Genomic DNA, 23789 nt, shown 5'->3' on the forward strand with positions numbered 1-23789 from the left:
TTTATGGACGAATGATGGTCCAGCCTTCCTGATCACGAATGATAAGTTCACCGTTGGCGCTGGGTACATAACTGACAATCGGGAACAACTCCTCACGGCTGATCTTCCGCATCCGCATGGTATTCTCGCACATGGCCATGATGACTCCCTGCTTGTGCAATTTTGCAATATCCTGCTCAAAATAAGGCTTGTCTTTCCGATAAACGATATTGGCACCGCCATACACCACTAATTCAACCTCTAGTTTCCCTTTGAGCCGAGGATCATTCAGCGCATTTTGAATGTTGGCCAACGCATGACGAATTGTTGCCGTATCGGCTGTATTTAATTGGTAAACAGCACGATAGTGAGACTTCGTTGGCTGTGCCCCCTGAAACGAACCAGTTTCACTTGTTTGCGCCATAGAAGGCACCGCAGCACATAGGAAAGCCAGAACGAACAGATAGCTGAATTTTTTCATGGTTGTTTAGTTTTTGATTTGTAGTAAAGTTACTTCGCTTTTCGCGCATCGGCAATTGGTTGATATGGTCCGAATTTATGCTGTCTTTCGCTGAATGAGTCGGCATAGGGGCCAAATGGGAAATCAACGGGTTTGCTGGCGATCTTGGGCCAGTCGCTACTTTGGTCTTTGTGCGGCCGGGGCATCGAATTGATGAAAGCCGCTACGTCCCAGGCATCCTCGTCACTCAGTTGTGGGCTTTCGTAATTGGCACCAAAAGGCATGTTGTTTTTCACGTATCCCGCAAAGCCCGACAGTCGGAATAATCCTGCCCCATCGTTATAGCTGTTGGGTCCCCACATGGGCGGGTAGACATATTCGGTCGAGCCAGCCACCTTCATCCCTTCACCTTTTACGCCATGGCAAACCTGGCACTTCGCGACATAGACCAGACGACCTTTTGTTGAGTCGGCTGCCCTATCCAGGTAATCGAGTTTTGCCAATCCTACGCCGTCGGGTCGTTGGCCTTTGGGGACATCCGTACCCAGCCATTGCATATAGGCCACAATGGCTTTCATCTCTCGACTCGTGCTATCGGGTGCTTTACCGGCCAGACTTCGCTCAAAACAGTCAGATACGCGCTTCACAATTGTCTCGACAGCCCCCGAACGATCGCGGAATTTTGGATACGTCGAAAACACCGCAGAGTAATTGTTACCCAACACTTTCGTCCCAGCATCGAGATGGCAATTCTGGCAATTCATACCATTGGATAGTTTCTTCACAGAACCCTTTGGTCCGAGGTATTTGGCCGTGTGCGCAATCAACTCACGCCCATACCGGATTTGTTTACCAAGCTCACCAGCCGGGATGCGACTATCAGCAGGTGGATGCCAGTAGGTTGGCGGTGTGAGGGCGAGTAATGCAGTTATTAGACTGAGGGAAGTGAAAGCAATAGCTCTAGTAAGTAATTTACGGCCTTTCACCTCACCCCCGGCCCCTCTCCTAAAACAGGAGAGGGGAGAAAATGGGGTAGTTGTGCTCCCTTCACCTGTTTTAGGAGAGGGGCTGGGGGTGAGGTGAAACGCTCGAAATCCACTAAAGAGGTGGGTAAACAGTTTTTTCTTCATAATCTACAATACATCAACCTTCACTAGATTATCATCAGAAACACGGTCTATCAACTTGTTATACGGATCAATTCCTGCTTTCACAGGCTTGCCTTTTACGGTCACTTCAATAATGTGCTCACCGGGCGAAAGACTGCGTTTTTGCATCAGCAAAGGCACTTTGGTGGTTAAGCCATCTTTGTTTTTGCCATCGTCGGTTAGCACAGCAATATCGGCAATTACAGGGCCTTTTCCTTTGGCCAGTTCTTTACCGGTCTTGTCGTAATACTCGGTGGCGGTTCGGATGTAGAGCTTCACGCTGTATTTGCCGTTACCTATCGACTTGGCTTCGGCTTTGGTAATACGGTTATCGTAAAGCGTCAGCTTCTCAAAATTATCCGTCAACCAGGGTTTTAACGAATCGGGGGTGGCGGCTTTCAGGAAACTGTACCATTCCAGCGAGGTTGTGAACGGCGCTTTCTGACGGAAACGAGCCGCTTTCATGTAATCGTTCATGGCCTGATTGACGCGGTCTTCGCCAATGTAATCCTGTAAGGCATACATCAACATCGATCCTTTCTGATACCAGACATAGGAACGCGTATCGTTGTCGAGCATATTGGCCTCGAACTTATCTTCGTTAGCGCGGCCACGCAGGTAGCGATCCAGACTGTATTTCAAAAACTTCGGCATAGCATCGGCCCCGTAGCGTTGCTTGAGCACCATCAGTGCCGAGTATTCGGCCATTGTCTCCGAAATCTGGTTGGCACCTCGCGTCCGACTTGGCATGATCTGATGCCCCCACCACTGGTGCGCCACTTCGTGAGCCGTCACGTAGTAGGCGTAGTCGGTCTTGTTCGGATCATGGAAATCGCCCACCCAGCCAAATTCCTCCGAATACGGAACCGTTGTGGGGAATGACTGTGCAAACGAGGCATAACGTGGAAACTCCAGCACCCGCAACACGGGATACGGGAAAGGCGCGTAGTTCTTCGTGTAATAGCTTAATGATGCTTTCATGCTGGCCATAAACCGATCAAGGTTACGATCGTGACCGGGATGATGATAAACTTCGAGAGCTACTTTCTTACCATCGGGCCCAGTCCACGTATCACGTTTTACACCATAGCGAGCGGAGCACATGCTGAAGAAGTAATCCGAAAAACCGGGCAGCTTGTACTGGAAGTATTTGCGAGGTTTACCATCTGAGCCATTAGCCGTCCAGGTTTTCAGCAATTGACCAGGCATAATGGCCGTCTGATCAGGCGTAGTTGAGATTGTCCCTTCGAAGGTTACCCAGTCGGCATCGTCGGTGAACAGGAAGTCACGCAGACCCAGCGAGTCGGTTTGGGCAGGAGCCGTCCATTCTTTGATGGGCAAACTATACTTTTTGCGGTACTTATCGCTACTCAACTCCTGACCCGCATCGTAGCCGAAGCCGGGAAAAATGCCTACGTTGAAAAAAGTACCATTCGAAACAACATCCCGGCTGTCGCCAGCATTGGAAAATCCAACGTATTGACCCGTCACGGTCATATCCATTTGGGCCGTATCGCCGGGGTTCATTCGCTTGGGCAATCGGTAGATGTAATAGCCTAAGTCCGAATCGTCGAGAATCATTTTTGGGGCTTGGCCATCTATCAGAAACTTAGACAGTTGCCGATGAAAATTGTCGGCGGGCATTGTCAGGTGCAGCGAATCAATGGGCTGATGACCCTTATTGACAATCATAAACACACCCGACGCCACAGCTTTAAACTCATCCGGAAACACATCGACATTGAGTTTAGCGCTGGTAATTTTGGGTTGTAGCACATCGACGTATTTATGGTATTTTTTCTCAAACGTCGACTGTAATTCCCGTTGTTGATCGGCAGATAGATAGTGATTTTTTACACTAACGTTGGTGTAAATCCAGGCGCCCATACTCACAAACACAACTAAGGCAAGCGCAAACAAAACCATCGATAGTCGTCCCATTCGCTGCTTAGCCAGTTGCCAACGGGATTTAAAGGCCGTATCGGCACCCCGGTTCCAGAACCAGAGAGCCAATACCAGCAACATGCCTCCGAACGCGTACCAATACAGCCGGAACGACGCCAGAGCAGTCAGGTAATGTCCAAATCCGTTCATATCGGAAATCTGAACCGTTCCGCCCGAGAACGGAATGGCCAGTCGGTAATTGAACTCGGCAAATTGAGGAACCGCCCAGATGACGATATAGGTGGCGAGTGTAACGATATGGCCCACAAACTTCTGGTTGACCATCGTGTGCACAAAAAACGCCAGCATTACCAACTGAAAATACTGTGTAAATGCAATGCCGTAGATGTCGCGGAAATAGAGCGAAAACTCGTAGTTGAAATAACCTTTGATGGTCTGGTTCAACACGCCGGAAACCATAATTAGTGTACTCAACAACAAGCAGACATAGGTCATTGAGAGCAACTTGGCCCCGTAATTCATCCAATCAGGTACAGGTAACGCATCGGCAATGGTATCATAATGAACGACTTTATCGCGGTGAACAACTTCGCCCGTATAGAAAATCAGGACAATAAGCACGAAAAAGAAAAACGTACCATTACGTGCTTCGAGCATGGCGTAGGTGGTTGGCAACGAGGGCGTACCATAGGTCTCCGAAGCGAACCAGCCATCCAGAAAGAGGAATAAAACCGCACCAAGCAGAATGGCGATGAAATAAGGATCGCGAACAATACTCCGAAATTCCAGACCAGCTTGCTGGAACATCTGCCGGACATAAGCCCCGACCTGAAATACGGGCGTTGGGGTTGGTAAACTCGCCAGCGCCGGAGCTTTTTCAGACTCAACCTCATCTTTCGCCTTTTTGCCCAGCTTAATGGCCAGGAATCGGGGAAAGCTAAAGCGGAGTACAGAAAAAGCAAACACCAGTAATGCTACACCAAACCAGATCAATCGGTTAGTCAGCAGATCGCCCTCTAGCGGTGCCAGCAACGTGTTTTGCTCCACAGGCGACCAGTATTTAGTCGCCGTATCGTAGGCATAGGAACCAAACGGATCGAGCAGGTTTACGAGTTGCTTGTTCTCTAAATCCTGCGATAACGTAGAGCCCAGCAAATAGGCGATAAATAACAGAATACTACCGGCATAGGTCGTAAAAACCTGTTTCGAAAAGGCGACCAAGCCAAAGAAAATACTGCCTACCAGAAACATATTCGGCACGACAAACAGCAGAAACGGATAGGCATAGTCGCGGAAACGAATGGGACCAAAGCGTTCGGTATTATCAGCTAAATTAAAGATCGGGCCTAATAGCGAGCCGATAACAATCCCCAGCATCCCGACTGCCATAATGCCCAGCAATACGACAAACGACCCAAAGTACCGGCCCAACACATAGCCCCGCTCGGTAATAGGAAAGCTGAAGTAGTAGTTTTTGGTGTTATGCTCAATGTCGCGATAGATAGGCACACCCATGATGGCCGAGGCTACCAGCATACCGAAAATGGTCATTACCACCACAAACTGGCTGATGGCATAAGGCGAGTTAATATTCGTTTTCTCCGATGCCGGGCCATTGCCATAAATGACGAAGAGAAACGTAAACAGGAATAGAATAAGCGCGTAGAGATAGGTAGCAGGTCGTTTCAACCGATACGCTAGCTCAAATTTGAAGATTTCGAGAAACATAGTCTGAGTCTTTATACGGTTGTTACTTCCATCTTCTCGGTAATCTTGGCGAAGTACAAATCCTCCAGATCGGGGGATACAGGGTCGAAGTCGGCTAACGGTACGTCGCTATAGGCATGAATCCGGGTCTTGCCACCTTTGAGTTGGGTCGAGATAACCCGATGTGTTTTTCGATAGGTATCAATCTCTGTTTTTTCGACAAATTTCTGCCAGATTTTTCCCGTCAGGTCTTTCACCAGATCATTCGGGTTGCCCGTTGCGACCACCTCACCGAGGCAGATAATGGCCATATCGGAACAGAGATTCGTGACGTCTTCCACAATGTGTGTCGACAGAATAACAATCGTGTTTTCTCCGATTTCGGAAAGTAGGTTATGGAAACGATTTCGTTCAGCGGGATCTAGGCCCGCAGTAGGCTCATCCACGATAATCAGTCTTGGAGTACCAATCAGTGCCTGCGCAATGCCGAAACGCTGCTTCATCCCTCCCGAATACGTACCGAGGTTTTTCTTTCGAACGTCATACAGATTCACCTTCTGCAATAGCCCCTGTACAATCTCTTTCCGCTCTCGACTATTGGCAATGCCCTTGAGCGAGGCAATATGATCGAGCATAGCCTCAGCCGTTACGCGCGGATACACACCAAACTCCTGTGGTAAATAGCCCAAAACGCGACGCACAGCATCTTTTTGCGTCAGTACATCCAGGTCTCCTTCGGGTAAACCTGTCAGGCGGGCACTGCCGCTGTCGGCCTCCTGTAGTGTAGCAATAGTCCGCATGAGCGATGACTTACCTGCTCCATTCGGCCCCAACAAGCCAAACATACCTTGTGGAATAGTGAGTGAAACGCTTTTCAGCGCCCGAACGCCGTTAGAATATGTCTTGGAAAGATCTTTTATTTCGAGTTGCATATAGAAATGGAGGGACTATTCGGTTTAAGGTAAGAAAAAGCGAATATGATAAAAGTACTTGAAATCTATTGCCAAACTTTCACAGATGGTTGGTATTGGGGGTAAAAGGCATAAAAAAACTCCGCTTGTTGGCGGAGTTGATGTGTTTCACTATCCTACCCTTTCGGGCGTTTATAGAGCGGCACCGTGCTACAAGGCTCGCCAAAAAGCAGGCTTTGGGCAACAGGACGTAATAAGCGTGTGATTTCGACATAGGCCGCTATCGGAACCGGAACTTTCGAACAGCCTTTCACGACAACGCGAGCATCACGATAAGCTTCTGGTTTGATTTGGGCGATCGCGTCGAAGTAGAGTTTTTCTTCCAAATCGGTTTGATTACCAAATACGATGGTGTTGGCGTAGGGCTGCAACTGAATCGTCAGCAGCATATAGGCCCAGGTTGGTACAATGGCATCTTCGGTGCAGGTTAGGGCTACGTTTTTGCCCGCGTATTGACTCCAGTCATGCTCTTTTAGAAAAGCCCGAAAGTCTTTCTCCTTCAGGATCAATCCCATGAACAGGTTATCTTTCAAGTCATAAACGATCCGCTCACCAGGGTGGTAATAGTCTTCCAGATCGAGCGTAACAAGACCACTATTGGCAACGCGATTGACGATTTCAGCTTCCATTTTTTCAGGTATCAGTAATCCGTAAACAGTAAGCGTTGGCCGACCGTTCACTACCCTCCATTATCTGCTTTCGTTTATTAAAATCTGAACAAGCTGTCGGCTTTTTTTGCTACTTTTGTTCTCATATACATTAATGAACTGCCTTAGACAATTGGCCCATGAAATTTATAGTTTCCTCATCTGTCCTGCTTAAAAACCTTCAACATATAAATGGGGTTGTCGCTACCAACCCCATTGTGCCAATTCTCGAAAACTTCCTGTTTCGCATTGAGGATGGGACACTTACCGTAACAGCATCGGATCTGCAAACGACCATGACGACGCAGATTCCGGTTGATGCCAGCGAAAATGGAGCCATTGCCATTCCCGCCAAATTACTGCTGGATACGCTCCGCAGTTTGCCTGAACAGCCTGTTACTGTAAATATCGATACCGAAACGTTTGGTACCGAAATTCTGACCGACAATGGTCGCTATAAACTTTCAGGCGAAAATCCGATTGACTTCCCAAAACTGCCGACTGTTAACAAAAATATGTCGGTCGAAATGACGTCAGATGTGTTGCTGAGCGCTATTAATAACACCGTTTTCGCGACCAGCACTGACGATCTACGTCCAGCTATGACAGGTGTGCTTTTGCAGATAAATGATGAAAATGCCACGTTCGTAGCTACTGATGGCCACCGACTCATTCGTTACCGACGTACCGACCTTGGTTCATCGGCCAGCACGTCGATCATCATTCCCCGAAAGGCGCTGCAGTTGTTGAAGGCATCACTGCCTGAGAGCGTGCCTGTCATTGCTGAATTCAGTCAGGCAAACGCGTCGTTCACATTTGGTCCAACCCAGCTGATTTGCCGCCTGATTGATGAGCGCTTCCCAGATTACGAAAACGCGATTCCAACAAACAATCCAAACGTGATGACCATTGGCCGTACAGATTTGCTCAACTCACTGAAGCGGATCATGATTTACGCCAATCGCACCACGCATCAGATTCGGTTGTCGCTCAAAACGAACTCATTGACGATCTCGGCCGAAGATTTAGACTACTCTAACGAAGCCAACGAGAAACTCCTTTGCGAGTACGACGGCGATCCGATGGAAATCGGTTTCAACGCCAAGTTGATGTCTGAAGTATTGAGCAACCTGAGTGCTAAAATGATTTCGCTCGAAATGTCGGCTCCGAACCGCGCGGGCCTGCTCATTCCCGCCGATAAAGAAGAAAACGAAGACATCCTGATGCTGGTAATGCCTGTGATGTTGAATACATACGCTTAAGTTAATGAAGAGTGAAGAATGAAAAGTGAAGAATAGACTGCTGCGTCAGCTTTTTATTTTTCACTCTTCATTCTTCACTCTTCACTTATTACTCTTCATGGCTTCCAAACGTACCGCTCCGGCCCTCATTTTCATTTTCATTACGCTTCTGATTGACGTTACGGGATTAGGAATTATTATTCCCGTTTTTCCGAAACTGATTGAGCAACTCATTCACGGTAACATCAGTCAGGCCGCTAGTTGGGGTGGCTGGCTATCGTTCTCCTATGCCGGGATGCAGTTCCTGTTCTCTCCTGTATTAGGTGGATTGAGTGATCGCTTCGGGCGTCGGCCGGTGCTGCTGTTTTCGTTATTTGGGTTTGGCGTCGATTACGTATTCCAGGGTTTTGCACCAACCATCGAATGGCTGTTTGTCGGACGGCTCATTGCGGGTATTACCGGAGCCAGCTTCACAACTGCCACCGCTTACATTGCCGACATTAGCACACCCGAAAAAAGAGCTCAGAATTTTGGCTTAGTCGGCGCTGCATTTGGTGTGGGATTCATTCTGGGGCCAGCCCTCGGCGGATTTTTAGGGCAATATGGTGCTCGTGTACCGTTTTTCGTAGCAGCGGGATTAACGATGATTAATTTCCTGTATGGCTTCTTTATCCTCCCCGAATCACTTGCTCCCGAGCACCGTCGTCCTTTCGATTGGCGACGCGCTAACCCAGTTGGCTCATTGATGCGCCTAGGCAAATATCCCGTTATTCTGGGGCTGGTCGCTTCATTAGTATTGATTTACATCGCCGGATTCGCCGTGCAGGGAACCTGGACGTTCTACACCATGGAGAAGTTCAAGTGGGATGAAAAGACCGTTGGCTTGTCGCTGGCGACCATTGGCTTATCCTTTGCCATTGTACAGGGCGGCCTTAGCCGTGTGCTCATTCCCAAATTAGGTCAGGAGCGTTCGGTGTATGTCGGTATGATGTTCAGTGCTATTGGTTTCGCCTTATTTGGTCTCGCCAACCAAAGCTGGATGATGTTTGCCTTCATGATCGTTTACGCATTAGGCGGTATTGCCGGGCCATCTATCCAGGGAATTATCTCGAATCAGGTTCCGGCAAATGAGCAAGGTGAACTACAGGGTGCACTAACTAGTCTGACCAGCACGACGTCTATTTTCGGGCCGCTCATTATGGCCAATCTGTTTTCGTTTTTCACATCTCCGGCAGCACCTGTTTATCTGCCTGGAGCACCATTCTTTTTAGCTTCGTTACTGATCATCATTAGCGCTACGTTAGTGGGTCGTGGGTTGAAACGGCAGACGGTGGCGGATTGATTTTATACCCACCCCAACCAGCCCAGACCAAAGCTTACAGCATTGCACGTAAAACCAATCAGCAGACTATAGGCCCAGGAGGTCTTCCAAAGTGAACGTACCCAAAAGCCCTCCACTACTGCTACAAGTAGTTCAAGCAGGAAGATATTGCCGCCGAAATTGTACCAGTAATAGACCAGAAATGTCCAGGTTGAAGCGCTGATTAATAGTCCCAGCCACAAGATATTAATAGGTCGATCTATTTTCCACAGGAACAGAAATAGAATCGGTATTTCAATCAGCCAGGTTTTCAGAAGATTTATCCACATACTAACGACAGGAATAGGCTCTCTTTTACATCTGCTTCCGCTTACGAACCCGACGTACAATCAGCAAAACAACTACCGCAACAACGCCGATAATCAGGGTATAATCTAATGAAGGATTACCTGTTGGCGCAGTACTCACTACGTCAGTAAGTGAACGAGAGGAATTAAGGGGCAGCAATAGGACAAGCGCATATTTTTTCATGGCAGTAGATATTAAGGTTTATAAATAGCTTTATTTTCAGGATTACTTATGCAATGTTGATTGTTGTGTAGCGCCTGACCAGAACAAATAGTACAAACCCCAGGTCAGCATGCCTAACAGAATCAGTTGATAGAACAGTGGGAAATAAGCGTCTAGCGGAACAAACGAGATTAATCCGCCCAACGCGATCGCCAGCCCAAAAGTCGCACCACTTACAGCAGCAGGCATGGTCGGTAAAAGTCGTTGCAAGGCAACCACACTAATGGGCGTCAGCGACTGCAGTAAGCCCGTTCCCAGAAGCAACCAGAACAATTTTCGATGGCCCCACGCTAATGAAGGGATCGCAATGCTCAACGCCACAAGGGCATATACTTTCCAAGGAATGCGGTCAGTCAACCAGCCACCAATGAGTTTTCCAATCATAGCTGCCATTGCCATATAAATAAGCCAATCATATTGTTTGACATAGAGCAGCTGGACAACATTCCACACGGCCGACCGAAGGGCAATAGCGACCAATAATAAAATCATCAGGTAATCATGGTTATCAAGGTGGTGGTTCTTAGTAACGAACTCCTGCTTTTGAGCAAGCGGGAAATTAGCCTTTAGCAATCCAAGAAGTAATGCGATTAGACCGGTCATTAATCCAAAGCCGACACCATACCAATGCATTGTACCGGCCCATCCACCCAGTGCCAAACCCATTACCCCAAAGGCGGAGAAGATACCTGTATAGTATGATTTTCCGGGAAAACTGACAAGCGTTACTGCTCCACCCGATACATGAAAAATAGCCGAACTTATACCCGCTATGACAATGGCAACCCAGAAAAACTGGAAGCATAAAAGTCCTAAAGCCAATACCATTCCCAGTAAAGACAATACGGCAGGTTTACGATAATGCCCGATGCGATCTAACCAGATTCCGGCAGGCAATTGACCACCGAAGGCCAACAGATTATAGATCATCACAGCACTCCCAATCTGAACAAAGCTAGCATTATGCGACAAATTGCCGATCAAATAGCCAGCTGCAGCATCGGAAAATCCGTGACCAATACCTAAACCCAATACGGTAGCCTGGTATCTTGATTTCCAGATAGATACACTGATCATTGTGTTCATTTTTGCCAGTTGCTATATGTGAAGCGAACATAACAAAGGTCGAACAGAGGAAACAATTTTGAAATCAGGGAAAACCTATATTTTGAGGCAGAGAAACCTGTAGTTTTTTATTTTCTGTCATGGCTCCAGCGGTTGTCATTTCGACGTCAGGAGAAATCTCAAGCTTGACTAATAAGAAACTTGAGATTTCTCCTGACGTCGAAATGACAGGAATAAGCTATTGTATCCTTCAATAGCCGCACGCTACGATTCCTTTTTAAACTCCAGCCCGTCAAAAATCAGTGTGTCGACTTTTCCTGATATACCCAGAATGAAACGGGCTCTGGCTTTTCCGTACCAGGCTTTTTTATAAGGGCCGTAAAATGTATCATAATGCCAGTGCGCTAGGTTGGCATTCAGGCTATTATCATTCACATTAATAACTAGTTGATTGCCCTGAACACTTACTTCTGCCCGACCATATAAAGGGCTGGTATACTTTCCGGCATAGGCTGTTAGCGGCAATGAAGGCGACGTATTGAGTACTCGCTTGTCAATAAATGCTTTTTCTGCCTTTTTGCCTTGCTCTTTTAAGCCATCATATAGCTTCTTAAACTCGGTACTCCAGTCACGATTACCGCCTAGTGCAAACCAGTCGAAGGTTTTATAAACAAGGGCGTGGCGAACTTCGGCATGGTCGTAATTCCCGAATACATAGACACCCAATTTCTCGTCGGGCAATTGGGCAGTGATGGCCGTAAGGCCCGAAAGACTACCCGTATGAAAATTCACTTTATGACCTTTGTAATCATGCTGATACCAACCCAAGCCATAGGTTCGCCAGTTGGGTTTCAGGATTTGCATAGTCGGATATTCGTCTTCCGGAAAAAACGTTTGTGGCGTAAACATTTCAGCCCAGGTTTCGGGCTTTAGCAAACGACCACCGTTGTATTTACTACTGTCGAGCATACAGATAACCCACTTGCTGATGTCATCAGCCGACGACCAAACTGCACCCGCAGAGCCTATTTCGCTATCGGCACCATACTCAATCACTCTTATCGTATCGTTGATATTAAAGTGCGGTTTGGTCAGGTTATCGTCTTTGATATAGCCGCGCTTGGGAGCTGTCCGATCCATTCCCAGGGGTGTAAAGATGCGCTCTTTCAGAAACTCAGCCCAGGTCTTTCCGGCAATCCGTTCGATTACGCGTCCGGCTGCGGAGTAAAACGTGTTCTGATAGGCAAACCCAGCCCGGAATGGATAGCTTGGTTTCACCATTTCCATACGCCGAAACATCTCATTGGCCGAGATTGTCATGGCTCCGGTCATAAAATCGGTGCTGCCAATACCGGTATCGTGAATGAGTAAATCACGAATTTTCAGTTCGCGGGTTACGTAAGGATCGTAGAGTTGCAGCTCAGGTAAGTACTTCGAAACGGGATCGTTCCAGGCGAGTTTTCCTTCATCGACCAACATACCCATCAAGGCAACGGTCATCGCCTTCGTTGTCGAAGCGCAGGCAAATAAGGTCTGGGTATCAACGGGATCGGGTTGGTCGGACGCGACCCCGGCTACCTCACGCACACCGTATCCTTTCTTAAAAAGAACCTTATTGTCTTTGACGACGGTGATCGATAAACCGGGCACATTCCATTGCTTACGAGCAGCTTCGACATAGGCATCGAATTCCTGAATTTGTTTGGGGGAAATTTGCTTTTGGGCAGAGGCAGTAATGGAGGCAAGCGCAAGAAGAAGTATAATTATTTTTCTCATATAGGCGTATAAGTATCGTATGCTAAGTTCAATGTACGAACAAGTCAACTTCACTCAGAAACGATTACAGGATTTACTGGACATCTCCTAGAAAATATCCCGTAAATCCTGTAATTCTGTCGAAAAAGCCAACCTTGTTCTGCATTAATTTTAAGCGCACATCAAACCTCTCGCCTGACAAATAATCACGTAAATTGAGATTAACCTGGTGTGTGACCCCAATGGGGTCAAAAGTTTATAGTAAGATTATCGATGCTATAAACATCTGACCCCATTGGGGTCACACCCTATATCGTTCAATGTAATTCTCCTTACTTCTACAAACCAAACACTACATCGAATTTAAGCGTCATTGCATCCTCGGTCTTTAGACCCATCAAAGAGGGCCGCTCAATATTATGGTCGGTCATACTAACCGGAAACTCGCCTGTCAATGTCATTTTACCACCGGCGTCTTTACGAGTAGCTTCTAAGGTAATGGGCTTGGCAACACCATGAAATGTTAGCGTACCTTTAGCGGTCAATGTACCATTTTCACCCGCTTTAATATCCGAACTTACGAATGTGACGTTTGGGTATTTCAGCCCTTCCAGTACTTCCATTGCGTGCGAATCACGGTTGTTATTGTCGCTATCGAATGATGATACCTTTATGGAAACAGCCACATTTTCGGGCTGTTTGGTCTCGTCATTGTAGATGATTGCACAGTTTACATCTTTACTCACCCCTTCCCACTTATGCAGCGGATGCTTGGCCGAATAGGTGACCGTCGATAAGGCTTTATCAGCCATAATCTTGCGCTTGGCCATCGGTGCCGAACTAAAGGCAAACAGAATCCCAATGGCTAACAAATAGCCATACTTAAGCGTGTATTTCATGGTCTTAGAACGTTAAGGAAAGTATCGAAGCCGCATAGGCTCCAAACGTTGTGTAAGCAGCTGCCCGGTGTATGGGCTTCAGGTCCGGATTGTTATCAATCATATGGGCCAGAATATTGGTGGCTACCATTCCCGTCAAGTGAACAATTGCCAGATACTTATGCAGTTTAATAGACGTAAAGCCTTTTTTTGCTCCCACCACAGGTGGAGGTGCTGTGAGCGACAGAAGTAGCGTAGTACCGTAAGTAATGTTGATAAACGTAGCCGATCGTTCGTGCCACTTCTTCGTATCCAGATAATCCTGCCCTTTGGCGTTATAGAGTTTCGCGCCAAGCAGCCCCTGAGCAACAAAGCCTGCTAAGGTTACAAAGCCCCCAATTTGGTGCGCTACAAGCATAGTACGACGCACTTTCAGTTCGTGCACACGCCCTTCAGATGTCAGTGGAGCAATATTTGTAGTTCGCAGTAAGCCTTTGGGGCCCCAGAACACCCGTTGTGTAAAAATCATTTTGTGGGGCAACAACGGTTGCGATTCGGTCGAATCCGTAAGGCCAGCCAACAAGTCAGTAGCCGAGGCATCGGTTTTCGCTGGCGCAATAACTGTATCCCGACGAATAGCCGTCGAATCCTGGGCTCGGAGCCCTCCTATCCCGAGCCACAGGAGCACGGCAAAATGAATATACTTCATCGAGCAAAATTTAGTTGTTAGGCAGTTATCGTAAGTTTAGTACTATCTGTACTAAGCGAAGTCCTATAGACTTTCATGGCAGCCTGACCTGATTCAGCAGCTACTTTCACGCTGCCATCGGTACGAAATTCTGAACCATGTGCATCGCATAAAAAATCATCGTCTGCAAGCTGATAAGAGACCCGATCATTCTGCTGATGGGTGCAAAGGCGTTGAAGCGCTACGTAACCATTTGCTTTCGTATCAGCAATAAGCACATCGCCCACCTTTAACGTGTTGCCTACTGTTTTGAGTGCTGTAAAATCTGCATTGGTCAAATCAATCGTAAAACTGATGGCTCCTTTGCTCGTTTGTGTATTGCCTGTTAAGCCACTGCTGGTCGTAGGCACTGTGGTTACTGTTCCCGAGGTTACCACGCCAGTTTCTGTACTAGTGCTAGGCGTAGGGTCATTACTGCTACTTTTTGAGCATGCCGTTAAGCCTGTTCCCATGCAGTAAAATGCCATCAGGGTTGCGCTACTTAGGCCGAGACTCCGAATAAATTCTCCGCGATTCATTTGGTCGGTCATTGGATTGCTTTTCATTTGGTTGTTCGTTTTCATGTAGTTACATTAATTAATAGCCTCCTGTAGACTACCATTCGTAAACGTGTTTTTCATAACTTATAGCGGAGAGAGAAAAATGCGCCTGTACTTAATAGATTAACTTTAAAAAAACCGACTCCCTTAAGCGGAGCCTTCATAAACGGCTCAACCTGCCACGATAATCGCCGACTAATTGATCGTTCGTATCCTACCGATAGGTTTAGATTACTGAAGCCATAGCCGCCCGTATTTGTGCTCCATTCTGTAGGTTGGTTATACGTATGAGCTGGATACGTATAATAGTAATCTTCCTTCTTCATAATGTAGCTGGTTACGCCCCCACTCACAAACCAGCGGCTCGGCAAGCGTCCATCCAATCGAGGTTTTACGACAACATCGTAGCGAATATTAATCGGGATATCGAACATATTACAGCGTCCATCAACATAATCCGGCGACTTCATGGGAGGTTGCCACCAGGTTTCTGGCGCAGTGTATTCACTTGGCAATGTCTTGTATACTTTCGTACTCTTAATTACCCCCGCCTGAATACTCCACCTGGATGCCAACCGGTATTCCAGCAGCAACCCCACATTTGTACCAGGACGAGCGAAGTTTTTTAATCCAACCGTACTCAAATCTGGCGCTACTACAAACCGAACACTCAGGCCCCGCATTGGCGGCAGCTTCGGCGCAACTCGCTGTGCAGTAGTATCAGGTTGAGCTTCTACAGGTCTTCCTGTAAATGCCAATGATTTTGGCCAATGTGCTGGTCGAATCGCCAGTTCATTTATAGTTGGCAATACCACTGAAATAGCCTCATTCGATTCGGGTGAAACTATATTTCCTGCCATAGATGAGATATCTGGCGGACTAGCTTCCCGGCTATTTATTGCAGACCGTTTAGCAGACGATGGCGTAGATGATAACGCATACCCTGTTGTCGAAAAAGCGACAGGATTGTGACTGGCATTACGCTGTTTTCGTACACTTATACTTGCTTTATTTTTAGGTGTGGACGATAGGCTCAGACGATCCGCTCGAGTCTTTTCATCTGCTTTCTTTAGCCTATACGACGATGTTACTGATTTCGTTGCACTACCTACTTTAGACTTGATTAGGGCCTTCGTGGGCGATGCCTCGGCATTAGCCCGTTCTGTTGCATCACTTACTTTAGGCAAAATTATCTCCGTCGGCCTGGTTAACGACTTACCAGTATGATTGTCTGGATTACCGGACTCATTGACCGTCTCCCCCCGATCAGCCACCTGTCCAACTTCACCACCCGTTTGTTCTGGCAAACTCGCGGGCTTTTTATTTGATCGTTCAGTATCGGCTAATCGGGGCGTTTCGGCCTGAGGTATTCCTTTCGTTATACCTGTTAATTCTGTTCTGGAATTTGCTGCCTTTGGGGATGGGGCAGCAATACGACCAGAATTCGCTTTGTGGTAAACAAACCAGCCACCACCCGTCAGCAACAATAGTAGTGCAACAGGCAGGCCCCAACGGAGCAGGTTTTTCCAGGTTAATGCACCGCTGGGTGTGGTGCGGTCGTTGGCATCCAGGCGGGCTTTCATGTCCTGCCATGCTGCCGGATCGAACGGGGTATCGAACTCTTCAACCGACTTTCTGAAGAGCCCGTCCAATTGGTCATCGGTTAGCTCTGGCATACTCATCGTAGTTTATGTGTTTCAATAATTGGCGCAGATTCTCGCGCGCCCGAGCCAGGTTCGATTTCGACGCACCAACCGAAATGCCGAGTTGTCCGGCAATTTCTTCGTGCGTAAATCCATCCATAACATACAAGTTAAAAACAAGCCGATAGGCCGGTGATAAGCGCTGAACGAAGCCCAGTAATTCTTCGTACGATAATTGGCTAAATGCATCTGCTGCTTCTGAAACAGCTACTTGTGCAACCTTATCAACATCTTCGTGCTGGTGACGCACTTCCTGTCGATAATGGTCGATAGCAGAATTAATCAGAATACGCCGAAGCCATCCTTTAAATGGTTGCGCCGGATCATACTGGTCCAATCGTGTAAAGACTTTTAAAAATCCGTCATTTAATACTTCCAAAGCCTCATCGCGGGTGGGTGCATAGCGCAAACAAACGCTCATGGCATACCCGTAAAACTGCCGATAAAGCAATTCCTGACTTCGCCGGTGGTTGCGTAAGCACCCCGCCAAAATGTCGGTTAAAGCTGGTATGTTAGGAGCGTTGGACAAAGCAAGTCAATCTATGGGTTGCCGATTACGTTTTAGGGCTCAATGGTCGTCTATTGCGCAACCAACTATACCAAGAAAAAGGTAAACAGTTCACTAATTCGGCGCATCGACCGATGTAGCATTCACTACTGGCCACACACCTGGTTTTGGAAAACTCACTCCTTTTGTACTGCCTCTCTGCCCAGCATCCGAGCCGAAATAATAAAGTGGCCAGCCTTTGTATGTAAGTTGTGTTTTTCCAAAAACCGTGATTGTCGCAAAATCTGTTTTATTCAATGCAGAAGGAACTTCTCCTAGTATAGACGAGGTCTGAAATATAGGCCAGATTCCATCATTGCTAAAATCAGCTTTTGTGTACTTGTTTGTTTTATTTTTATCAAAAGAGAATGCGTAGAGCGTACGGCCAAGGCTATCCGTCAAAAAAATAGAATTGCCAGTACCTTCTTTCGTATCAAATGTATAGCTTTTGCCGTCACTACCAACCAGTTGTCGTGAGGCAAGTAATACCGTATAATTTGGCTTGGCTACCATCCATACGTTACCAACATTCTCACCAGCTACATCACCTGCTTTCGCATCATTCTTAAAATAATAAAGCGGCCATCCTTTAAAGGTTGTCTGTTTGTTACCATCAGCACGAGTAATCGTAGCAAAATCGGCAGCTTTCAGACCTGTACCAAGCGTAGGGTTTTCCTGATAAAAGATTGGCCAGTTATCCTTACACGCCCCGGAACAGTTTGCATCACCAGCCACATCGGGTGCAAAAAAGTATAGTGTTCTGCCCCCCTCGCCGGTTAGTACTTTACCAAGTGCAGTTGTTGTTACATCCACAGCAGGTACTGTTACCGGGTTTTCTTCATCTTTCTTGCAACTAAGCAATGTCACTACCGACAAAGCCGTCAGCAATACTACGCGATTAACGTAATTGTAAAGCTTCATTGTATCAACTGTGTTTTTAGGTTGAAAAAAGAACAGTTGAACCGGTTCAGTTGGCAATACGGGAAGCCGTAAAAAAGGGTTGCGTGAAGGTTAAAAAGTTTTGTATAAATACTCAGGTATTGTCAGGGAATGGCCAGGTATAGTAGTAAAATTCTACGCTTGACTACTCCTGACCATTATTATCTGCCCGTCGATCGGCCCGGATTTCGGGAATTGTATCAGGGTCAATCAGACCCAGCGAGGCCGCATGTTCGGCGGCTGCCACCGTGTCATTTACCAGTAGCATCGGAACATTATAAGCCGCTGTGGTTCGGATGAGTTCGCGGACAGCCTCGTCCCGTCGATCTTCCGATACATCGCGGATATAAATGGCCAGGATTCTACCTGGATGCTCGCGAACAACCTGTGCATAAATTTCAGGATCTTGCTGGCCACTGTCTCCAATAAGAACAAATGGCAACTCTGGATTTACGCCCATCACCTTCTTAATCATGGCCAATTTATGGGTATGATGGCCTTCGGAAGAGAGAAAGTCGGGAGACAAACTGAAATCACGCAGTAGAATCGGGCCTTTGGGTATCCCCTGAATTCGAAAAAAGTCCACTAAAAGATCGTATAAATTCCAGGGACTGCTCGATACAAAGTAGATGGGATTGAACAGAGTTGTAACGGGACCACTTTGTAACGCTCTATAAAAAGCCGCAATTCCGGCAAACGGCAATCGGGTATAAGCATTGCCCAAAAACGTTAGCCGGGCAGTCTGAAGCAGATTCGTAGCATCAGTTACGAGTACCGTATCATCAATGTCGGAAATAACGCCAAACTGACTGAACGGTGGCGAAATCATCAGATAACCATCTTTAACGACAGGCCGATCGTCGCCTATTTCCGCCGAGTCAGGCTGCATAATCCCATCTAACGAATAACGAACCGGAAACCACACTCGACCAGCTGATAAGTCTGTAGGCGGGTGAATGGTCACCTCAAAATAGCCATCGTTATCCGTCATGGTTGTATATGTCTGGCTAAAAGCATCTACACGTACCACAACACCTGCAACTTCATCACTCTCAAAGCGTTGGTAAGTGGCCAGTAAGTTTTGCCAAAATGTATCCCGATCGCTAGGCGTACTCAAGTCACGCTGGCGCAAAACGCGACCTTTCAGCCAAACCGAGCCTGGAGCTGGCCCACCGAAACCACGATAATAAATAATTCGATAAGGCTTTTCGGCATCAAGTCGACCAAAGAGCCGGTTTTTGAGACGGTCAAACTGCGTTTCAACGTCGGCTGATGTATTTACTAAAAAATCTTTCCAGGAAGACATAAGTAATAGTCAATAAGGGGTTAGTGCTCGTTTTTTAGCGAAGATAATGGAGCGATTTTCGGCCATCCGGGGTTTAGTGGTAACTTTGGCAGTCGATAGACTATCGTATCCAGTAAGAATCAAGATCACTACCTATCGACAAATCACTACTAAAAACTATGAGCAAACAAATTGTTTATACCGATCAGGCCCCGGAACCCATTGGGCCTTATAGTCAGGCCATTAAGGTGAATGTAGCATCTGGTACAGGAATGCTGTTTGTATCTGGTCAGGTAGCCATTGATTTAGCACCCAAAGGCGATATCCAGGCCGAGACGCAAAAAGTAATGGAGAACATCGGCGCTATTCTGAAAGCCGCTGGCCTGGACTATAGCAACGTTGTTAAATCCACCATTTTCGTGAAGGATATGAACAACTTTGCGGCTATCAATGAAGTGTACGGGCGTTTCTTTACCAGCGAACCTCCTGCACGTGAGACAGTTGAAGTGGCTCGATTACCTAAAGATGTTAATGTTGAAATTTCAGTGATAGCTGTACAATGAGTGAATGAGTGAATGAGCGAATGAGTGAATAAAACATGCGTCAGCTATTCACTCATTCGCTCATTCACTCATTCACAATTATTACTCTCTTATGTCAACTCCTATACGCGTTCGTTTCGCGCCCAGCCCAACCGGCCCGCTGCATATTGGCGGGGTGCGTACTGCGCTTTATAATTACCTGTTCGCCCGAAAAATGGGCGGCAAAATGCTCCTTCGTATTGAAGATACCGATCAAAACCGATTTGTGCCAGGAGCTGAAGACTACATTCTCGAATCTCTACGTTGGGTAGGCATTCAAATTGACGAAGGCCAGGGCGTTGGTGGCCCTCATGGTCCTTACCGTCAGTCGGAGCGTCGGGAAATTTATCAAAAAGAAGCCCAACGATTGATTAACGAAGGTAAAGCTTACTATGCATTCGACACTGCCGAGGAGTTGGACGCCATGCGCAAACGGCTTGAAGAAGCGAATGCGCCCGCAGCTCAATACAATGCGATCACACGAATGCAAATGCGCAACTCACTGACAATGAAAGCAGATGAGGTTCGTACTCGTATGGACGCTGGTGAGCCCTACGTAATTCGGCTAAAAACGCCCCGTAAAGAGGAGGTCCGGCTTAATGACCTTATCAGAGGTTGGGTGAATGTGCATTCATCAGCTATTGACGACAAGGTGTTGTTGAAATCCGACGGCTTGCCGACTTATCACCTCGCCAACATCGTGGACGATCACCTGATGGGCATTACGCACGTAATTCGGGGTGAAGAGTGGCTACCCTCGGCTCCGCTCCACGTATTATTATATCGCTATTTAGGCTGGGAAGATACTATGCCTCAGTTCGCTCACTTGCCATTATTACTGAAGCCCGAAGGGAATGGTAAGCTTAGCAAGCGCGATGCTGATCTCGGTGGCTTCCCGATTTTCCCTCTACAATGGACAGATCCTACTACAGGGCAGGTGGCGCGGGGTTTCCGCGAAGACGGCTATCTACCTGAAGCCACCATTAATTTTCTGGCCCTACTTGGCTGGAATCCCGGTACAGAACAGGAACTCTTTACAATGGACGAGCTAATTGCCAGTTTCGACATTGCACAAGTGCACAAAGCAGGTGCAAGGTTCGATATTCAGAAGGCCCAGTGGTTCAATCATCAGTACATTCGTCAGCATTCGGATGCTGATCTGGCACCTGTCGTCCAGCAACAAGCTGAGAAAGCGGGATTTGTCTGTTCATTAGAAAAAGCGGAGAAGCTAGCTGCCCTATTGAAAGGTCGAGTCAATTTTGCCCACGAGATCTTTACTGAAGCTGGAACAATTTTCAACGCACCAACTTCATATGATGAAGCCATCGCCACAGCCAAGTGGAATGACGATGCCATTCGCGCTGTAACGGCCTTTAGAGACGCGTTGCAATCATTTGATGGTGAATTCCTGGCGGACAACATAAAGCATACGCTATCAGATGCCATGCAACAGGCAGGTATTAAGCAGGGTAAAATTATGCAGGCCATGCGCCTGGCTCTCACAGGTTTGGGAGCAGGACCAGACCTAATGCTGACCATGGAAATAATCGGTAAAGAGGAAACGATTGAGCGATTGGAGAAAGCGATGGCAACGTTAAAGATCAATGTATGATATCAGATATATGATGTATGTTTAAGTATCCAAATTACCACTTAAACATACATCGTAACTAATGGCGCAAAAAACGAATATTACAAAAGACAAAAGTTTTGCATTTGCGATACGCATCATTAATCTGGAACAATACCTTCGTAGAATAAAAAAAGAAACTGTATTAAGTCGCCAACTTCTTCGGAGCGGAACATCGATTGGTGCCAATATCCGGGAAGGTTATAATGCTGAATCAGACGCCGACTTTATTCACAAGCTTGGAATTGCGCAGAAAGAATGTGACGAAACATGTTATTGGCTAGAGTTGTTAAATGCCACAAACTACCTGGACGAAAAGCAGTTTGTGTCGATATACGCTGATGCAGAAGCGCTACTTAAAATCATCAAGAGTGTAATTTTGACAAAAAAGAAAAATCGCACTCTTTAAAATATATCATACCTCATATATCATACATCATTGAGACATGGCAAAGAAAAAAACGAATCCCGATGAAAACGATAAACCTCGCGTTCATAAAGAACTCGAAGGCTTTGATATTCAGATTAACTCATTCGGTGAAATCACGACGAGTTTTGATATCGACCGAATTAATCAGTTTTTGAATAAGACGGTCGATGACAAGAAACTCCGCCACCGTACCGATCTGAATCTGAAGGGTGAACCAGAATCTGACGAAAAGGATGAAGACTCGGACGACGATCACCTCTTCGATGAAACGGATAACGATTTGCCTGACGACATCAACCAACGCTAAAAGCCCGACCTGCGAAAATGCCCGGTCGGGCTTTTTTTGTACCGCTTGTCAGAAAAACTATTCGCAGATTGCGCGGGTTTACGTAGTTTTCGTTTACAAATAAACGCTCCGGCAACCCAGTCATAACGAACCAATAACCACTAACGACGCTCCGTATGTATTCTCACGAAATCGACTACAAAATCATTGGTGAAGACATCCAAATTGTAGAAATCGAACTAGACCCTAACGAAACCGTTATTGCCGAAGCTGGCTCCATGTTGTTTATGGAAGATGGTATCACCTTCGAAACAAAAATGGGCGACGGTTCGCAACCCGACCAGGGTTTCTTAGGTAAACTGTTACAGGCTGGGTCGCGTATGGTTATGGGCGAGTCATTGTTTATGACTCACTTCACGAACCGGGGTGTTGGCAAACGAAAAGTAGCATTTTCAGCGCCGTATCCAGGTACAGTTATGCCTGTTAATCTGGCGAATGTATACGGCAATACGCTCATTGTCCAGAAAGATGCTTTTTTGTGTGCAGCGCTGGGGACAAAGCTGAGTATTCAGTTTAACCAGCGACTGGGAGCTGGCTTCTTTGGTGGAGAAGGATTTATTCTCGAAAAAATTCAGGGCGACGGTATGGCATTTATCCATGCTGGGGGCGTCGTGATCGAGCGAACGCTCAATAACGAAACGTTACGTGTCGATACAGGCTGCGTAGTTGGTTTCGAGCCGAGTATCAACTTCGACATTCAGCGAGCAGGTGGCCTGCGGAGCATGGTATTTGGTGGTGAAGGCTTGTTTTTAGCCACACTACGCGGTTCGGGGAAAGTGTGGATTCAGTCGATGCCAATTTCTAAACTTGTTCAGCGACTGTCGCCTGGTAGTGCCCAAAGTCATAAAGAAAGTGGCTCTGTATTGGGGCAATTAGGGAATTTGTTTGAAGATTAGTCTGAACCTGGATTTATTTGATTTCACTAATTTCCTTGACTTTCCCGGCAATCAAATAATATTTGACTACCGGGACATTTTCAGCAAAAATCATGTTAATCACTAAAATCTGATAAATCCCGGTTCAGACATATGGAAGTTATTTGCACAAACGACAATTTTCCCGCACCCGTACTGGCGTTTTACGCGGAGTTTGGTGTGCAAACCCCAAAACGCGATAAAATGTACACGATTCGTCAGGTAAAACGGCATACCACTGGCGAAACAGGTGTTTTATTGAACGAGATTAAGAACCCTGATGTACCTGTAAAACATCCGGTTATGGGCGAAGTTTGGTTTGAACCTACCTTCAACATTAACCGGTTTGCTACGCTACTGGGTCAGCCTGTAAAGCAGGAAGAACTAGAAGATGTAAACGCCTGATTTATAATCCCAACTACGTCTATACAAAAGCCCAGCACCAAAACGCCGGGCTTTTGCGTTGTTATGTCATCTGAT

Annotated in this window: 24 protein-coding genes; 8 read left to right on the plus strand and 16 right to left on the minus strand. The window is 46.8% G+C overall.

Annotated features, from left to right (window positions below):
* Position 1: 1 nt before the first annotated feature.
* The 5 genes from GO755_RS05670 to GO755_RS05690 form a co-directional block, all read right to left on the minus strand.
* Entirely contained in the window at positions 2-460 is a 459-nt protein-coding gene (locus GO755_RS05670) for a DsrE family protein (protein ID WP_157583764.1), read from the minus strand.
* Positions 461-489: 29 nt separating this feature from the next.
* Entirely contained in the window at positions 490-1569 is a 1080-nt protein-coding gene (locus GO755_RS05675) for a c-type cytochrome (protein WP_227686869.1), read from the minus strand.
* 3 nt (positions 1570-1572) lie between these two features.
* Positions 1573-5220, minus strand: a complete 3648-nt coding sequence (locus tag GO755_RS05680) for an ABC transporter permease/M1 family aminopeptidase (RefSeq protein WP_157583765.1) — start codon at positions 5218-5220, stop codon at positions 1573-1575.
* An 11-nt stretch (positions 5221-5231) separates the two neighbouring features.
* Positions 5232-6131: an ABC transporter ATP-binding protein gene (locus GO755_RS05685; protein ID WP_157583766.1), complete on the minus strand. Its 900-nt coding sequence runs from the start codon at positions 6129-6131 to the stop codon at positions 5232-5234.
* A gap of 155 nt (positions 6132-6286) precedes the next feature.
* The gene (locus GO755_RS05690; RefSeq protein WP_157583767.1) at positions 6287-6799 is read right to left on the minus strand and encodes a DUF2480 family protein; all 513 of its coding nucleotides are present in this window, start codon (positions 6797-6799) and stop codon (positions 6287-6289) included.
* Between the two features lie 158 nt (positions 6800-6957).
* Between GO755_RS05690 and dnaN the strand changes: the two genes are divergently transcribed.
* A complete protein-coding gene (gene dnaN, locus GO755_RS05695; RefSeq protein ID WP_157583768.1) occupies positions 6958-8079 on the plus strand; it encodes a DNA polymerase III subunit beta in 1122 nt (373 codons plus the stop codon).
* A gap of 97 nt (positions 8080-8176) precedes the next feature.
* Complete coding sequence (locus GO755_RS05700) at positions 8177-9400, plus strand: TCR/Tet family MFS transporter (RefSeq protein WP_157583769.1); 1224 nt, start codon at positions 8177-8179, stop codon at positions 9398-9400.
* Positions 9401-9402: 2 nt separating this feature from the next.
* Here GO755_RS05700 and GO755_RS05705 read toward each other — a convergent pair whose 3' ends face one another.
* The 11 genes from GO755_RS05705 to GO755_RS05755 form a co-directional block, all read right to left on the minus strand.
* Positions 9403-9708 (minus strand): hypothetical protein, encoded by a 306-nt coding sequence (locus GO755_RS05705; protein WP_157583770.1) that lies wholly within the window; start codon positions 9706-9708, stop codon positions 9403-9405.
* Positions 9709-9733: 25 nt separating this feature from the next.
* Positions 9734-9910, minus strand: a complete 177-nt coding sequence (locus GO755_RS05710) for a hypothetical protein (protein WP_157583771.1) — start codon at positions 9908-9910, stop codon at positions 9734-9736.
* Between the two features lie 42 nt (positions 9911-9952).
* A complete protein-coding gene (locus GO755_RS05715; protein WP_157583772.1) occupies positions 9953-11035 on the minus strand; it encodes an MFS transporter in 1083 nt (360 codons plus the stop codon).
* Positions 11036-11278: 243 nt separating this feature from the next.
* Positions 11279-12790, minus strand: coding sequence for a serine hydrolase (locus GO755_RS05720; RefSeq protein WP_157583773.1), 1512 nt, complete (start codon positions 12788-12790; stop codon positions 11279-11281).
* Between the two features lie 317 nt (positions 12791-13107).
* Complete coding sequence (locus GO755_RS05725) at positions 13108-13668, minus strand: YceI family protein (RefSeq protein ID WP_157583774.1); 561 nt, start codon at positions 13666-13668, stop codon at positions 13108-13110.
* Between the two features lie 4 nt (positions 13669-13672).
* Positions 13673-14356 carry a hypothetical protein gene (locus GO755_RS05730; protein ID WP_157583775.1) on the minus strand — a complete coding sequence of 228 codons (684 nt, stop codon included), beginning with the start codon at positions 14354-14356 and terminating at the stop codon, positions 13673-13675.
* 17 nt (positions 14357-14373) lie between these two features.
* Complete coding sequence (locus GO755_RS05735; protein ID WP_157583776.1) at positions 14374-14958, minus strand: Rieske 2Fe-2S domain-containing protein; 585 nt, start codon at positions 14956-14958, stop codon at positions 14374-14376.
* A 53-nt stretch (positions 14959-15011) separates the two neighbouring features.
* Positions 15012-16610, minus strand: coding sequence for a hypothetical protein (locus tag GO755_RS05740; protein WP_157583777.1), 1599 nt, complete (start codon positions 16608-16610; stop codon positions 15012-15014).
* Complete coding sequence (locus GO755_RS05745) at positions 16591-17166, minus strand: RNA polymerase sigma factor (protein WP_157583778.1); 576 nt, start codon at positions 17164-17166, stop codon at positions 16591-16593. Before GO755_RS05745 ends, GO755_RS05740 begins: the two co-directional genes overlap by 20 nt.
* 93 nt (positions 17167-17259) lie before the next feature.
* Positions 17260-18105, minus strand: coding sequence for a hypothetical protein (locus GO755_RS05750; RefSeq protein ID WP_157583779.1), 846 nt, complete (start codon positions 18103-18105; stop codon positions 17260-17262).
* Between the two features lie 163 nt (positions 18106-18268).
* On the minus strand, positions 18269-19429 hold the full coding sequence (locus GO755_RS05755) for an App1 family protein (RefSeq protein ID WP_157583780.1): 1161 nt from the start codon (positions 19427-19429) through the stop codon (positions 18269-18271).
* Positions 19430-19587: 158 nt separating this feature from the next.
* On the opposite strand from GO755_RS05755, the gene GO755_RS05760 reads away from it, so the two are divergent.
* The 6 genes from GO755_RS05760 to GO755_RS05785 all read left to right on the plus strand — a co-directional run bounded on the left by GO755_RS05760 (position 19588) and on the right by GO755_RS05785 (position 23714).
* Positions 19588-19971, plus strand: coding sequence for a Rid family detoxifying hydrolase (locus GO755_RS05760; protein WP_157583781.1), 384 nt, complete (start codon positions 19588-19590; stop codon positions 19969-19971).
* A 91-nt stretch (positions 19972-20062) separates the two neighbouring features.
* A complete protein-coding gene (gltX, locus tag GO755_RS05765; protein WP_157583782.1) occupies positions 20063-21601 on the plus strand; it encodes a glutamate--tRNA ligase in 1539 nt (512 codons plus the stop codon).
* A gap of 61 nt (positions 21602-21662) precedes the next feature.
* Positions 21663-22028 (plus strand): four helix bundle protein, encoded by a 366-nt coding sequence (locus tag GO755_RS05770; RefSeq protein ID WP_157583783.1) that lies wholly within the window; start codon positions 21663-21665, stop codon positions 22026-22028.
* Positions 22029-22065: 37 nt separating this feature from the next.
* On the plus strand, positions 22066-22356 hold the full coding sequence (locus GO755_RS05775; protein WP_157583784.1) for a hypothetical protein: 291 nt from the start codon (positions 22066-22068) through the stop codon (positions 22354-22356).
* A 155-nt stretch (positions 22357-22511) separates the two neighbouring features.
* Positions 22512-23291 (plus strand): TIGR00266 family protein, encoded by a 780-nt coding sequence (locus GO755_RS05780; protein ID WP_157583785.1) that lies wholly within the window; start codon positions 22512-22514, stop codon positions 23289-23291.
* A 132-nt stretch (positions 23292-23423) separates the two neighbouring features.
* Positions 23424-23714, plus strand: coding sequence for a hypothetical protein (locus GO755_RS05785; RefSeq protein ID WP_157583786.1), 291 nt, complete (start codon positions 23424-23426; stop codon positions 23712-23714).
* The last annotated feature ends 75 nt before the right edge of the window (positions 23715-23789 follow it).

Source organism: Spirosoma arboris, assembly GCF_009754945.1.
GTDB lineage: Bacteria > Bacteroidota > Bacteroidia > Cytophagales > Spirosomataceae > Spirosoma > Spirosoma arboris.

Coding starts and splice junctions, on each gene's coding strand:
- GO755_RS05670 (WP_157583764.1), bottom strand. CDS start 460: ATGAAAAAATTCAGCTATCTGTTCGTTCTGGCTTTCCTATGTGCTGCG.
- GO755_RS05675 (WP_227686869.1), bottom strand. CDS start 1,569: ATGAAGAAAAAACTGTTTACCCACCTCTTTAGTGGATTTCGAGCGTTT.
- GO755_RS05680 (WP_157583765.1), bottom strand. CDS start 5,220: ATGTTTCTCGAAATCTTCAAATTTGAGCTAGCGTATCGGTTGAAACGA.
- GO755_RS05685 (WP_157583766.1), bottom strand. CDS start 6,131: ATGCAACTCGAAATAAAAGATCTTTCCAAGACATATTCTAACGGCGTT.
- GO755_RS05690 (WP_157583767.1), bottom strand. CDS start 6,799: ATGGAAGCTGAAATCGTCAATCGCGTTGCCAATAGTGGTCTTGTTACG.
- dnaN (WP_157583768.1), top strand. CDS start 6,958: ATGAAATTTATAGTTTCCTCATCTGTCCTGCTTAAAAACCTTCAACAT.
- GO755_RS05700 (WP_157583769.1), top strand. CDS start 8,177: ATGGCTTCCAAACGTACCGCTCCGGCCCTCATTTTCATTTTCATTACG.
- GO755_RS05705 (WP_157583770.1), bottom strand. CDS start 9,708: ATGTGGATAAATCTTCTGAAAACCTGGCTGATTGAAATACCGATTCTA.
- GO755_RS05710 (WP_157583771.1), bottom strand. CDS start 9,910: ATGAAAAAATATGCGCTTGTCCTATTGCTGCCCCTTAATTCCTCTCGT.
- GO755_RS05715 (WP_157583772.1), bottom strand. CDS start 11,035: ATGAACACAATGATCAGTGTATCTATCTGGAAATCAAGATACCAGGCT.
- GO755_RS05720 (WP_157583773.1), bottom strand. CDS start 12,790: ATGAGAAAAATAATTATACTTCTTCTTGCGCTTGCCTCCATTACTGCC.
- GO755_RS05725 (WP_157583774.1), bottom strand. CDS start 13,668: ATGAAATACACGCTTAAGTATGGCTATTTGTTAGCCATTGGGATTCTG.
- GO755_RS05730 (WP_157583775.1), bottom strand. CDS start 14,356: ATGAAGTATATTCATTTTGCCGTGCTCCTGTGGCTCGGGATAGGAGGG.
- GO755_RS05735 (WP_157583776.1), bottom strand. CDS start 14,958: ATGAAAACGAACAACCAAATGAAAAGCAATCCAATGACCGACCAAATG.
- GO755_RS05740 (WP_157583777.1), bottom strand. CDS start 16,610: ATGCCAGAGCTAACCGATGACCAATTGGACGGGCTCTTCAGAAAGTCG.
- GO755_RS05750 (WP_157583779.1), bottom strand. CDS start 18,105: ATGAAGCTTTACAATTACGTTAATCGCGTAGTATTGCTGACGGCTTTG.
- GO755_RS05755 (WP_157583780.1), bottom strand. CDS start 19,429: ATGTCTTCCTGGAAAGATTTTTTAGTAAATACATCAGCCGACGTTGAA.
- GO755_RS05760 (WP_157583781.1), top strand. CDS start 19,588: ATGAGCAAACAAATTGTTTATACCGATCAGGCCCCGGAACCCATTGGG.
- gltX (WP_157583782.1), top strand. CDS start 20,063: ATGTCAACTCCTATACGCGTTCGTTTCGCGCCCAGCCCAACCGGCCCG.
- GO755_RS05770 (WP_157583783.1), top strand. CDS start 21,663: ATGGCGCAAAAAACGAATATTACAAAAGACAAAAGTTTTGCATTTGCG.
- GO755_RS05775 (WP_157583784.1), top strand. CDS start 22,066: ATGGCAAAGAAAAAAACGAATCCCGATGAAAACGATAAACCTCGCGTT.
- GO755_RS05780 (WP_157583785.1), top strand. CDS start 22,512: ATGTATTCTCACGAAATCGACTACAAAATCATTGGTGAAGACATCCAA.
- GO755_RS05785 (WP_157583786.1), top strand. CDS start 23,424: ATGGAAGTTATTTGCACAAACGACAATTTTCCCGCACCCGTACTGGCG.